This window comes from Bacteroidales bacterium (genome assembly GCA_016707785.1).
Classification (GTDB): domain Bacteria; phylum Bacteroidota; class Bacteroidia; order Bacteroidales; family UBA4417; genus UBA4417.
Window position 1 is genome coordinate 24,514 of the sequence record JADJGZ010000005.1, and the last position, 14,421, is coordinate 38,934.

7 protein-coding genes and 1 pseudogene are annotated in these 14,421 nt (G+C 41.2%); all 8 read left to right on the forward strand.

Annotated features, from left to right (window positions below; all coding sequences use genetic code 11):
• Positions 1-749 precede the first annotated feature (749 nt).
• A complete protein-coding gene (locus IPH84_04290) occupies positions 750-3,785 on the forward strand; it encodes a TonB-dependent receptor (GenBank protein ID MBK7172449.1) in 3,036 nt (1,011 codons plus the stop codon).
• Between the two features lie 21 nt (positions 3,786-3,806).
• Positions 3,807-5,337: pseudogene (locus IPH84_04295) on the forward strand (RagB/SusD family nutrient uptake outer membrane protein).
• A gap of 33 nt (positions 5,338-5,370) precedes the next feature.
• The gene (locus IPH84_04300) at positions 5,371-6,426 is read left to right on the forward strand and encodes a LamG domain-containing protein (protein MBK7172450.1); all 1,056 of its coding nucleotides are present in this window, start codon (positions 5,371-5,373) and stop codon (positions 6,424-6,426) included.
• Positions 6,427-6,612: 186 nt separating this feature from the next.
• Entirely contained in the window at positions 6,613-8,580 is a 1,968-nt protein-coding gene (locus IPH84_04305) for an Ig-like domain-containing protein (GenBank protein ID MBK7172451.1), read from the forward strand.
• Between the two features lie 4 nt (positions 8,581-8,584).
• The gene (locus IPH84_04310; GenBank protein MBK7172452.1) at positions 8,585-9,949 is read left to right on the forward strand and encodes a beta-glucosidase; all 1,365 of its coding nucleotides are present in this window, start codon (positions 8,585-8,587) and stop codon (positions 9,947-9,949) included.
• Positions 9,950-9,958: 9 nt separating this feature from the next.
• On the forward strand, positions 9,959-11,365 hold the full coding sequence (locus IPH84_04315; protein ID MBK7172453.1) for a beta-glucosidase: 1,407 nt from the start codon (positions 9,959-9,961) through the stop codon (positions 11,363-11,365).
• A gap of 121 nt (positions 11,366-11,486) precedes the next feature.
• Positions 11,487-13,634, forward strand: a complete 2,148-nt coding sequence (locus tag IPH84_04320; protein MBK7172454.1) for a hypothetical protein — start codon at positions 11,487-11,489, stop codon at positions 13,632-13,634.
• Positions 13,635-14,104: 470 nt separating this feature from the next.
• The gene (locus tag IPH84_04325) at positions 14,105-14,416 is read left to right on the forward strand and encodes a type II toxin-antitoxin system RelE/ParE family toxin (GenBank protein MBK7172455.1); all 312 of its coding nucleotides are present in this window, start codon (positions 14,105-14,107) and stop codon (positions 14,414-14,416) included.
• The last annotated feature ends 5 nt before the right edge of the window (positions 14,417-14,421 follow it).

Below are 14,421 nucleotides of genomic sequence, written 5' to 3' on the forward strand. Positions count from 1 at the left end.
ATATAATTAAATATACATAAAACTACTTTATCTTTTTTCTAAATAGGATAGCTAAGTAAAATTAAACAATAGTAAAAAGAAAATAGGTACTTGATTAAACATTGTAAAAAAACAGGTAAAGTCAAGCAGCTTTTTAACTTATTTTAAACAGATTCTTGGGGTATTATTTCTCGTTTATCCTACCAAACCATAGTTTCATTTAAAAAAACTCCTGAGAATTAACTTCAGATATAAGAAAAGCACTATATTTGAACCTAGTTATTCAGATTCATTCTTCCTTGCTAAAACACCAGCAAAATAATATATTAACATCATTCTGATGATGATCGTAAGCGGTTCCCGCATTTTCACAGTCACAGGAAAATCTGGGTAAAAACTGTAGCAAAAACAGGTAGTTCTATGGATTCTATTTTTCAAAACTTATTATTACCTGCGATAACAATAGCAATCATGGACACTCTGATGTTAATCTTTGGCTTACGTTCAGTTTTTTCAAAGAAAACATTCAGTTATGGTAAGTGTTAAGTTAGAAAAGAACAATGCATCATTTGGGACATTTACTATAGCTTTTGTTTTTCAAACTGCTACAAATAATTGTGACTCATTCAATTTCCTGTTGGCATAAATTTCCTGCAAGAGCAATAGAACCCTACAAAATATAAAAGGCTGCATTCAAATTAAAAACCACTATAACTTCAACCAGTTAAATTATTGTAAACCTAAATCAGACCAAACCTAATTAATCAGTCATGAAACAAGCGCTACAACTTAACAAAAAGCTGTTTCTGATGCTGACGCTCATTTTCTTTTATGCGTTTGCTCAGGCACAGGTCCGGACGATTTCGGGAACCGTTACCGATAGTCAGACCAATGAATCCCTTCCAGGAGCCTCTGTTCTTGTGAAAGGAACGAATCAGGGAATTTCAACGGACATTAACGGAAAGTTTAGCCTAACTGTAAATAGTAACACAGATATACTTGTTGTGTCTTTCATTGGATATGAGAGTACAGAAATAACAGTTGGCAGTCAAAGTGTCTTAAGCATCATGCTTTCACCAAGCAAAACCAATCTCGAAGAAGTGGTGGTAGTGGGATATGGTACCAGCAAAGTGAAGGATTTAACCTCATCGATTACTACAGTTAAATCAGATGACCTGATGAAAACTCCTGCTGCTCAGCCAATGCAGGCCTTACAAGGCAAAGTTGCCGGTTTACAAGTCATTGCAAATGGTGAACCTGGATCTGCATCAACCATCAGGATCAGGGGGATTGGCTCTTTCCCCGGACGTGATAACGAAGCACCTTTGTTTGTAGTCGACGGTATGTTTTTCGACAACATCGACTTTCTGAACACCGCTGATATTGCATCCATTTCAGTTCTTAAAGATGCTTCAGCCGCTGCTATATATGGTGTTCGCGCAGCCAATGGTGTTGTACTCATTGAAACCAAATCCGGAACATATAATCAGAAATCAGAGATTACCTATGATGGTTATGAAGGTTACCAGGTAGCTCAGAATATTGTGAAGATGGCTAATGCTGAACAGTTTACAACCATGGCCATTGAATCCGGTTCAGAAGCAGATGCTACTTTCATCCTGAATGCAATGCAGCGTTATGGAAGAAGCCGCATTAATCCGAATGTCCCTGATGTAAATACCGATTGGTACAGCCAGGTTCTCCGACCTGCACGCATCACAAACCACAGTCTCGGTTTTAATGGAGGCAATGATAAAGCCAAATATTCTTTAGGTGCTAACTACTTCTATCAGGATGGCATACTTAAAATGAAAAACTCCTTTGAGCGTTTAAACCTGCGTAGTAAAATAGACTTTAAAGTTAATGACTGGATTACGATTGGTGGCAATTTTATTTATAGCACTGCTTTAAAATATAATGACCAATCCGATGCATGGAACCAGGCATATTTTGCTGTTCCTATCCTTCCTGTTTATGATGAACTTCTCACAGAAGCTTTCCCTACTAACTATGCCAACGCACAGGACCTGGGATACAGAAGTGGACAGAACCCCTTCCCTACCCTCAACTACAATGACGATAGGATGAAGATTAAAAAACTACTTTCAAATATGTATCTTGAATTAAACCTGATTCCGCAGGTACTTACCTTCAGGACAACCTATAATAATAACCTGTCCCTTGTTGACCAAAGAGTTGTCAATCTGCCGTATTTTATTGGCAATAGCTTCCAGAATCCGGATGCCACTCTCACCAAGACAAATACAATTTACACTAACCAGATATGGGACAATATCCTCACTTTTACAAAAAGTGTAAGTGACCACAACTTTACACTCATGGCAGGTACTTCCTATAAGGATGAAGGATTTCAACTCTTAACTGCACAGGGCAAAAACTTCGATACCGATATTGAACAGTCCTGGTACCTCGCACAGTCAGGATCAATTGTTACTACAGCAGTCAGAGATGATGGCGGTCGCCAGTATGGCATGTCCTATTTCAGCAGGTTGGCTTACAACTTTAAGAACAAATATTTGTTATATGGTACAATCCGTGCCGACGGCAGTAATAAATACCAGCAAAAGTGGGGATATTTCCCGACAGTTGGTGCAGGATGGGTTGTAACTGAAGAGAAGTTCCTTAAAGGCACAAATGCTATCAATTTCCTTAAACTAAGAGGCAGCTGGGGCCAGTTAGGAAACGACCATATCCAGGCTAGTGATGGACAAAGAACAACCAATTTCCCAAAAACTACCCTTGGAGGAGTTGTTTATACAGGAAGTGTTGCTGCAAATTACTACTCCGAGTTAAAATGGGAAATTACTGAAGAGACCAATCTCGGTTTTACTGCCAGGTTCCTGAAAGAAAGGCTCTCCGTCGATTTTGATTATTATATCCGCGACACAAAAAATGCAGCTATTCCTGTTACTGTGCCAATGGTAGGTGTAAGTATTATGAAACCAGTTGGAGTGATCCGTAATTCAGGGATAGAAATGGCCCTTAATTGGTCAGACGATATCAACAACAAACTTAAATACAGCATAGGTGCCAATATTTCAACCCTGAAGAATGAAGTAATCGATCTTTATGGTCAGCAATATATTGATGGTGGAACAGCAGAGTTCAGACAACGTACTTATGTTGGCGAACCAGTCATGGCATTTTATGGACGTGAGATTGTTGGAGTTTATCAAACACAGGATGAAGTCGACCACGACCTGATTGCCATTGAAAATGGATTGGTACCAGGTGACTTCAAATATAAAGACCAGAATAATGATAATAAGATCAATGATGATGATCGCGTCCTGCTAGGTTCTTATTTCCCAAGTTTAATGTATGGGGTTAACCTTTCTGTAACCTATATGAACTTTGACCTAACAGCCAACTTGTTTGGTCAGTCAGGAAATAAGATCTTGAACCGTAAAAGGGGTGAACTTATCTGGACAGCAGATGGAAATCTTGATGCTGACCTGGCTATCAATCGCTGGCATGGTGAAGGCACTTCCAATGAATATCCTTCTTCCGCTGGTTTAAGAAAAGGTTGGAACCAAAAAATGAGTGACTATTTCGTTGAAGATGGCTCATTCTTCCGTATTCAAAATGTACAGATTGGTTATACCATCAAGAATAAGAAATGGTTCGGGGGCAATTTCCCTGTGACCAGGATTAATTTTACTGCTGACCGCCCTCTTACAGTATTCAGTTACAATGGATTCACCCCGGAAGTAGCGAATGGTTGGGATACACAAACCTACCCGGTTCCAGCTGTTTATACTGTTGGCCTAAATGTAAAATTCTAACCACTTAAAACACTGAATAATATGAAACCAACTAAATATATAATTCATATGGCAGCTTTGATTGCTGCGATATTCATCACTTCAGCATGTAACAAGGTGGTAGATGAACCTGCTGAAAACAGGACATTTACTTCTGAAACTGATTATAGCATCACAAGTAATATGATCCTTCCACTTATTGGAACTTATACTGAGTTCAACAATACTGAATGGGAAGACTTCCCATTGCTGGCAGTAAGGGGTGATGATGTAAATGCCGGTGGCCTTGGTGACCAGCAGGATTTTTCTGAAACCGATAAGTATAACTACAACAAGGACTATTGGATGTATAATTCACTTTGGCAGAATTATCATGGAAATATCTTCTCTGCCAATTCTGCAATGGAACAAATTGCACTTTATCGTGAACAAACTTCCAACACAGCATTAGCTGACCAGTATACTGCTGAAGTGAAGGTCTTACGCACCTGGTGGCTATTCAACCTGAGCAGGTTATGGGGTTCATTATTTATTCCGGTCAGTTCTGATCCTTCTGCGCTTTTCGTTTTGGAACTTTCAACTAAGGACCAGGTGATGCAACACATTTCTGACCAGATGGACGAAGCAATTCCGTTCTTACCTGCTGTTAGGCCAAATGAACGTACTGATATCCCCGGAGGTGTTACCAAATATACAGCCCTGGCTATGAAAGCACTTGCCAACCTGGAACTCAAAAACTACCAGAAGGTTGCAGATGCTACCGGCGAAATCATCAAATCCGGTAAATTTACACTGGAAGCTGATTTTTATGAACTTTTCAAAATAAACGGCAAACTCAATAACGAGAATATCCTTGAAATGCAGTATTCTGACCTGGGACAGGGTACAGGAGATAATTATTCCTATCTGTATGCTTTCTTCGGACCTCAGGGTTGGACTCCTAAAGTATCAGGATCCGGTGATGGCTGGGGATTCTGGGAACCAAGTATGAAGTATATCAAATTCATGCTCGACAGGAATGAAACTACCAGGCTGGAAACCAGTGTTCTATTTACTGATCGCGGTATTGCTGAAATCAAGAATGACCCGAACTACAGCACACTGCCTTCCTGGATATCCAATACCACCCGCTCAGGTGATAAAATCAATGATTATGCCCGCGCTTTGTTCACAAGTGGCAAACATTACCTGCCTTCGGATCAATTAACGCCCGGACGTACTGAATATGGCACTAATAAGAATTTCACCTGTATCCGATATGCAGAGATCTTATTGATGTATGCTGAAGCCCTTACCCAGGGTGCCAGTGGTACTGCAGGTTCAGCTGATGATGCTGTAAATACTGTAAGATCAAGAGCCAGTTTGAGTAACATTTCAGGTGTAACAAATGACCCAGGTTATGGATGAGAAATATGCAGAACTGGCCATGGAATGGGGAACCCGTTTCTACGATATGGTAAGACTTGGAAACAATGAAGCACTTAGCTATGATGGAAGATCATTCACTCCGGATAAAACTTTCCTCCCCTATCCCCAGGCCCAGATCGACTTGTTACCTAAATTGAAACAATAATCCTTAGTCATTGATAATCAAATAGAAAATACTATGAAAATCCTTAAATATTTTGGAATTCCTTTGCTTCTGATGGTCATGATGGCTGCATGCGAAAAAGGAATTGACCCGATCAATGCTGTTGCCCCGGGAACTGATGAAACCGCTCCCACACTCAATATCACCTTCCCTGTGCAAGGAAAACCAGTAACTTCTATGGATGAAGTAGCTACAGTTTATTTTAAAATGCTTGCCGTAGATGATATCGAGATCGGATCAGTGAAAATTGAACTCGATGGAACCACAATAGGCAACCTTACTTCCTTCAAAGATTACAGGAGAGCAGATATCTCATTCAAATATGAGACCCTGGTTGATGGTGATCATGTCCTTATTGTTACAGTTACCGACCTGACAGGTAAGACCATTTCAAAGACCATGAATTTCAAAAAGATCACGGTTCCTCCATACACTCCTATGGCTGGTGAAGTATTTTACATGCCTTTCGACGACAATTTCCTGAATATTATTTCAGGTTCTGAAGTTCCGGTAACAGGTGCCCCGGGTTTTGCAGAAGGCAAGAAGGGCAGTGCCTATGCAGGAGCAACCGACTCCTATATTACCTACCCTACAAGCGGAATTGTAGGTTCTACATTCAGCCTTGCCTTCTGGTATAAAATCAATGCAACACCTCTTCGGGCAGGTATGATTTCCATTAGCCCAATAGGTGATAGCCGCAATACAGGCTTGAGATTATTCCGTGAAAACAATGGTGACAATCAAAATATTGGACTCAACATTGGCATAGGTACCACTGAAGTCTGGATGAATCCAATTACAACGGTTCCGGCTAACCAGGACTGGATGCACATCGCTATTTCAATTTCAGAAGCGAATGCATCCATCTATGTGAACGGTTCTGTTGTTTTGGAACAGGCACTTGATGCACCAATCGACTGGACAGGTTGTTCGTCAATCACAATTGGTTCTGGAATGCCCAACTTCGTTTACTGGGAACATTTCTCTGATCTCAGCCTGTATGATGAGCTCAAATTCTTCACCAAAGCTATCTCAGCAGAAGAAGTTACTACTATCTATACTATGAAATAAAGAAGAAGTATTTTCATGCTTATTTTTTTTCAAAAAAGGGACAGAGTTCAGCTCTTCCCTTTTTTGTTTGTCACGGGAATTCATCGTTTCGAGTAAACAAATGATGAATCCTTGATTTACATTTATTACCTTTAACTCAAAATTTATCAAACCTGTTAATTAATGCCCGGAAATAAAGATTCCTATATGAACCGACTCTTTTTTATCTGCTTATTCCTGCCAATACTCTTTGTTTCCTGCAAAAAGGAAGAAAACAACGGAAATGACAAACTTGAATTATTATCCTGCTTTGTAGGTCCTACGCAATTGGTACCCGCAGCAGAAACACCCGGTATTCCACTCAACCAGGATATTCTACTCAACTTCTCTTCTGCTGTGGATACTTCGAGAGCGGTAAGATTTATCATTCTCAAAGATCAAACCGGCTCTGCATTTCCAGGAATCAAGTATATCTTCTCCAATGAGGGAAAAACAGTGATTCTAAGACATAATCAGCTATTGGCTAAATCAACGCATTATATTGTTTCAGTTTCATCCTCATTAAAAGGTGAAAACGGGGAATCCTTCACTGGTGCGGAGTTTACATTCGCCACAGCGTCAGGAGTTTTTACACTTAATAAAATTCTGCTTAACCAAAAGAATTTCATGCCCCCGGCAAAGTTCTATGAGATTCCACGACAGGGAGTTACCATTGAAATGGATTTTTCTGATGCACTTGACACCACACAAATCAAGAATAAATTCTCCCTCGCAGGATCAAACCTATTCGATGTCACGCTTTCCAACGACAATAAAACTGTTCACTTAATTTGTCCTACAGAATTATTGGGATATAAAAAATATGATTTCTCAGTTTCCAGCAATTTAAAATCTGTTTCAGGATATTCCTTTGGCGGATTTAACAATTGGTTCATGACAACGCTGGATTCCAGTTTAAAGTTTCCCTTGATTTCTGATGACGAATTGTTAACATTGGTACAGAAACAGTCGTTTAAGTTCTTTTATAATTATGCTCACCCTGTTAGCGGAATGTCGCGCGAACGACTTGGATCAGGCGACATTGTAACTTCCGGAGGTTCTGGATTCGGCGTTATGGCATTGATTGTTGGAATAGAACGAGGCTTTATTACCCGAACTGACGGGATGGCCCAATTATCAAAAATGATCAATTTCCTGGAAACCTGCGACCGGTTTCATGGTGCCTGGTCACACTGGATCAATGGCAGTAACGGGAACGTTGTCCCTTTTGGTCAGAAAGATAATGGGGGCGATCTTGTAGAAACAGCTTACATGGCCCAGGGATTGCTAACTATGAGGCAATACCTGAATCCTTCTGATCCGTTCGAAAACGATATGATTTTCAGAATCAATCAGCTTTACAATGGCATTGAATGGGATTGGTATACCAGGGGAGGCCAGAATGTGCTTTACTGGCATTGGTCCCCAAATTATGGATGGGACATGAATTTCAGGATCCAGGGATATAATGAAACACTCATCACCTATGTGATGGCTGCTGCTTCTACCACACATACCATTCCTGCATCTGCCTATCACTCTGGATATGCGCGTAACGGAGCCATACGCAACGGAAAAACATTTTATAATTATGTGCTTCCTGTAGGGTATGATTACGGAGGACCACTTTTCTTTGCCCACTATTCATTCCTGGGCCTGGATCCAAGGAATCTTTCCGATTCCTATGCCAATTACTGGACACAGAATGTGAACCATTCCCTTATCAACTGGGCATATTGTGCCGATAATCCAAATAATTACCCTGGATATAGCGACCATAGCTGGGGTCTAACAGCCAGTGATATTCCCGGAGGCTATGCCGCCAATGAACCCACCAATGACCGGGGTGTGATCTCCCCTACTGCAGCAGTTTCTTCATTGCCATACAGCCCTGAACAATCAATGGATGCCATCAGGCATTTTTATTTTATTTTGGGCGATAAATTGTGGGGAGAATATGGATTTTATGATGCATTTGATGTCCATCAAGGCTGGTGGGCCAGTTCTTATATCGCAATCGACCAGGGCCCTCAGGTTTGTATGATCGAGAATTATCGTACCGGACTTTTATGGGACTTATTCATGTCATGCCCCGAAGTTCAAACAGGCTTAACCAAATTAGGATTTAATTACTAAGCGCATGAAAACATTAACTCTTTCTTTGCTATTACTTGCCATTATAAGCTTAAAGGTTGGCATTCATACTACAAATGCACAAGTGCAAGCCTCCGCTTCCAGTCAATTCATGTCTGACGACTCTTTGTTGACTCTTGTTCAGTATCAGACCTTTAAGTATTTCTGGGATGGTGCAGAACCTGTTTCAGGATTGGCCAGGGAACGAATCAATGTAAATGATATTTATCCCGAAAACGATAAAAACATTATAACCACCGGAGGTTCCGGCTTTGGCATTATGGCAGTCATCATTGGTATTGAAAGAGGTTTTATCACCCGGGAACAAGGATTAGAAAGGCTGGAAAAGAATATTGAATTCCTGAAAAAAGCAGATCGTTATCATGGGGTTTGGCCTCATTGGCTGAACGGTGAAACCGCTAAAGTAAGACCTTTCAGTCCGAAAGATGATGGTGCCGACCTTGTTGAAACATCTTACCTAATGCAAGGTTTACTGGCTGCCAGGCAGTATTTCAATAAGGATACGCCTAAGGAACAAATGCTGGTTGAAGAGATTAATAAGCTGTGGAATGACATTGATTTTCAATGGTTTACCCATGGTAAGGATGTACTTTACTGGCACTGGTCACCTAACTTTGGCTGGGAAATGAATTTTCCAGTGGAAGGCTATAATGAATGCCTCATCATGTATATTCTTGCAGCATCATCACCAAACCATAAGGCAGATGCAGCAGTTTATCATAAAGGCTGGGCCCGCTCAGGTGGTATCAAAGGAAATTCAGCTCCATATGGATATCCTCTCAGCCTCAAACATAATGGGGCCATCGAATATGGGGGTCCATTGTTCTGGGCACATTATTCATACCTCGGCCTCGACCCACGTGAACTTGTTGACACATATGCCAACTATTGGGAACATAATACAAACCAAACCTTGATCAACAGGCAATGGTGCATTGAAAATCCAAAAAAATTCAAAGGATATAGTGAAGACTGCTGGGGACTCACTGCCAGCTATTCAGTGAAGTTTTATGCAGGCCATGCACCAGGTAAAGAAAATGATCTGGGTGTAATTTCACCAACTGCCGCTATATCATCTATTCCCTACACTCCTGAATACTCACTGCAGGCAATGCGCCACTTTTATTTTCAACTTGGTGATCAAATCTGGGGCGAATATGGATTCTATGACGCATTTAGTATTCACGACAACTGGTATCCCAAACAATACCTGGCCATTGACCAGGGACCTGAAATCGTAATGATCGAAAACTATAGAACCGGCCTGATCTGGAAGCTGTTCATGAGCTGCCCTGAAATATCGAACGGACTGAAAACACTTGGTTTCAGTTCTCCTTACCTTCAAAAATAGTCCCATCTTATGAGAAAATTACTGCCTGCAATTTATCTTTTCTTATCCCTGATAGTCGGACAAACACTACAAGCCCAGAAGAGTAGCAGCATTCCGGTTGCCGGACTTGAAAAAAATCTGTCAGATGCTGACCTGATGGAAATGGTTCAGAGGCAAACATTCAGGTTCTTCTGGCATTATGCCCATCCTGTAAGTGGACTTGCCAGGGAAAGAAGTAATACTGTCCTGGCAGAACATTACTGGGACTATATCAATGAAGCCTGGGATGAACCCAACTTCAGCAAAACACCCTTTGGGGAAGATGCCTGCGCTATCGGAGGCACAGGATTTGGCATTATGAGTACCATTGTTGCTGTGGAAAGAGGTTGGATAGACAGGGATACTGCTGTAAAAAGGCTCATTCAGATCGCTGATTTCCTGATCAATGCCGATTGCTATCATGGCATTTATCCGCATTTCATGAATGGACAGACAGGGAAAACCATCAAATTTGACAGGCTGGATGATGGAGCCGATCTTGTGGAGACATCCTATTTACTGATGGGTTTTCTATGTGCCAGGGAATATTTCAATAAGGATATTCCAATTGAGACTTACCTCCGAAAGCGAATCACACAAATGTGGAATACGGCAAACTGGAACTGGCATACCAACAACGAAAAAAAACTTTACTGGCACTGGAGTCCCAATAACGGCTTTGATATGAATTTCCCCGTCTGGGGATGGAATGAATGCCTCATTACTTATATCATGGCTGCATCTTCACCCTATCATTCCATTAGCAAAGCCGTTTATGACGGTAGCTGGGCCGGCAGTTCAGGATTCAGGAACGGTAAAAGCTACTATGGATATACTTTGCCATTGGGAAATTACGATATGGGCGGGCCTCTCTTCTTCGAACAATATACTTTCCTGGGGATCGACCCAAATGGACTGATTGACAGCATCGGTATCGACTACCTCGAACAGGTAAAGAACCACACACTTATCAACAGAGCTTACTGCATTGATAATCCTAAGAAATATAAAGGGTATGGTAAAGACTGCTGGGGATTGACTGCCGGAGATAGTTACAAAGGCTATGTAGCTCATTGCCCTGAAGTTGACCTGGGTGTAATTCAACCTACCGCCGCAATTTCATCGATCCCTTTTACCCCGGAATACTCCCTTGAAGCTATGCGCCATTTTTATGAGGATCTGGGCTCTAAAATCTGGAGTGAATACGGATTTACAGATGGATTCAGCGAAACCCATGACTGGTATGCCAAAAGCCACCTCGCTATCGACCAGGGGCCGATTGTTGTGATGATTGAAAACTACCGCACAGGCTTACTATGGAACTTATTCATGCAAATACCGGATATTCAGAATGGCCTGAAAAAGCTTGGTTTCCAAAGTAAATGGATTAAAAAGTAACTGGTAGATTGTATGTCATTTTACCAATTCATCAGATTCTGAATCCTGCCTTGAAGCACCCTGGTGGCAAATAAGCTAATATCGGATTGGCCTTTATTATTGACTTTCAAGCTGATAACCTATGAGAAATCTGGTCTTATTACTCACTTTATTTGCTTGCATCAGATCTACCGCCCAGGAATATGAACATCCTTATTCCTTCTTCACTAACAGTGCTATGAGTGGAGATTTTTTCTACAGCAGCACACTTCATAGCAGTGGCTCTCTAATCTATTCCATTAAAGGGAAAATTCCGGTGAGTTCCTCACAGTTTCACAGCCCGGGAAACGCGCTTGAACTTACTTATATGAATACAGTTTCAGGAAACTGGCAGGCCGCAATATATTATCATGAAATACGAGGCATGGATCATTTCAGGAAATCCAATTACCTGTCTTTCTGGATACTGAACGATGACAAAAACACTTCACTTCCTTTGGTTGCCATGATGAAAAAAGACAGCAGCCTGACTAAAAAGGTACCTTTTCAACTTCAGCAACATACAGGCTGGGAACAAATACTCATTCCCCTGGATGATTTTACAGGTAATTCCCAACCAAAAGCCGAGAATTTTATGGCTGTAGTCTTTTGCCAGGAACCTGGAACCGTAAACCCCAGGCAAACCTGCTTTATCGACGATATTGAATTTGTCACCTCAACTGAATACCCTAAGCTTTCCTCTGTTCCTGAATTGGTCTCGGCAACCGGATATGCCCGGCATGTGGATATCTCATGGAAGCAAAATATGGATCCATCGGTAAGACTGGTAAAAATCTATCGCTCAGAAAATGGGAATCCTTACAATCAGGTTGGGGTTCAGCTTCCGCAATATAATAGGTACAGCGACTTCACAGGAAACAGTGGTAAACAATACTCCTATAAACTCACATTTCTGGACAGGAATTACCGGGAATCGGATTTTTCCAAGGTAATGCAGGCAGAAACCAGGGAGATGTCAGACGAAGAATTACTGACTATGGTTCAGGAAGCCTCCTGGAGGTATTATACTGAGGGTGCTGAAGTGAATTCCGGAATGGCGCTTGAAAACATCCCTGGCAGACAACAAATGATCGCAACTGGTGCTTCCGGCTTTGGCTTAATGGCTATCATAACGGGAGCTGAACGACAGTTTACAGGCAGGGAAAATGCAGCAAATCAGGTGCTTAAAATAGTAGAATTTCTCGAAAAAGCAGATGCATTTCACGGTGTATTTCCACACTTTATGGATGGTAAGACCGGTCTCACAGAACCATTTTTTGGAAACCGCGACAATGGTGCCGACCTGGTGGAAACCGCTTTTCTCTTCCAGGGATTACTGGCTGCCAGGCAGTATTTTTCTCTTAACAACACTGTTGAAAAATCAATCCGGACAAAAATTACCAGTCTTTGGGAACGGGCTGAATGGGACTGGTTCACGAAAACGCCTGATAGCAAATTCCTTTACTGGCACTGGTCACCTGATCAGGCATGGGTTATCAACCACCCCCTGATTGGCTGGAATGAAACCATGGTCACCTATCTTCTGGCAATCGCATCACCTAAGTATTCCATTCCTGCTGAGATGTATTACACCGGATGGGCAAACCAGGATAGCACCGGCTGGAAATACCGTTCAGCCTGGGGAAGGACTATTGATGGAGCAGGATATACCAATGGTAATACCTATTATGGGATTAAACTCGATGTGGGGGTATCCAATGGAGGCCCTCTCTTTTTCACACATTATTCCTTCATGGGTTACGACCCACATGGTATTACCGATAAATACACCAACTACTTTATTAATAATCAGAACATTGCAAAAATCAACTATAATTATTGTGTTGAAAACCCAAAACACTTCAAAGGATATGGCTCCGAAGCCTGGGGACTGACCGCCAGTGACGGACCTTATGATTACTCCGCTAATGAACCTGTACTTTGGCAGGATATTGGCAAAATAACACCTACCGGGGCTTTGTCTTCCTTTCCCTATACCCCGGAAGAGTCAATGAAAGCCCTGAAACACTATTATTATGATTGTGGACATTTCCTTTGGGGGCCATATGGCTTCCGGGATTCATTTTTGCCTCAGGAAAACTGGTGCTCCGAAATCTATATGGGACTCAACCAGGCACCGATTGTGGTGATGATTGAAAACTACAGAACTGGCCTGATCTGGAATCTATTCATGAAAGATCCCGATGTAATTAGAGGTCTAGAAAAACTAAAGCAATGTTCTGACAAGTAAGCTCCTGCACATATTAACAGAAAATCGTCAATGATTGAATTTATGTACCTATATTTGTACAGGTTTCAGAACTGCCTGATAATTAATCGTGGAAAGACAGAGGGGCCGCTTCCTAGCCTGTGCAAGAAAAAAAAAAACCGGGGGCAGATGGGAAAAAAGAGCGCCCCGGAAAAAAATTTTGTTGTGCGGCCCTTTGGCAAGAGAATGATAAGACGTAGTTGAAATTCCGAACGCTCGCTCAACAGAACTTCACAAAACTAAAATGACATACAAGAGAAAATTATCAATCAACTAGCTAACATCCATGATGCTGCTTTTCTTAGAGCAATTAAAGTTCTTATAGACTCTAAAGTTGAAAAAGAAACATATTTACTTTCTGATTATCAAAAACAAAGAGTCAAATTAGGGAGAGAGCAATTGACTAAGAACCAGACTATTTCTCATGATGAAATACAAAAAGAAATTGATCAATGGCTCGGGTCGAGATAGTATGGTCTGTTGAAGCAAAACAGGATTTAAAGGACATCCTGGAATTCTATATCATCCGAAATGGAAGTGCGGTGTATAGTAAAAAGCTCTACTCAAAAATTAATAAGAGTATAAGATTACTCTCAAAAAATCCTTCACTTGGAATAAAAACTGACGACCCTGACATCAGGGCACTTATTACTGGTGACTATCAAATCATCTATGAAGTTTTTGAAAAACTACTACTGGTCATAATGATATGGGATTGTAGAAGAGACCCTGAAGACAAAGTGATTGATATTAGAAGGAATTAACACCA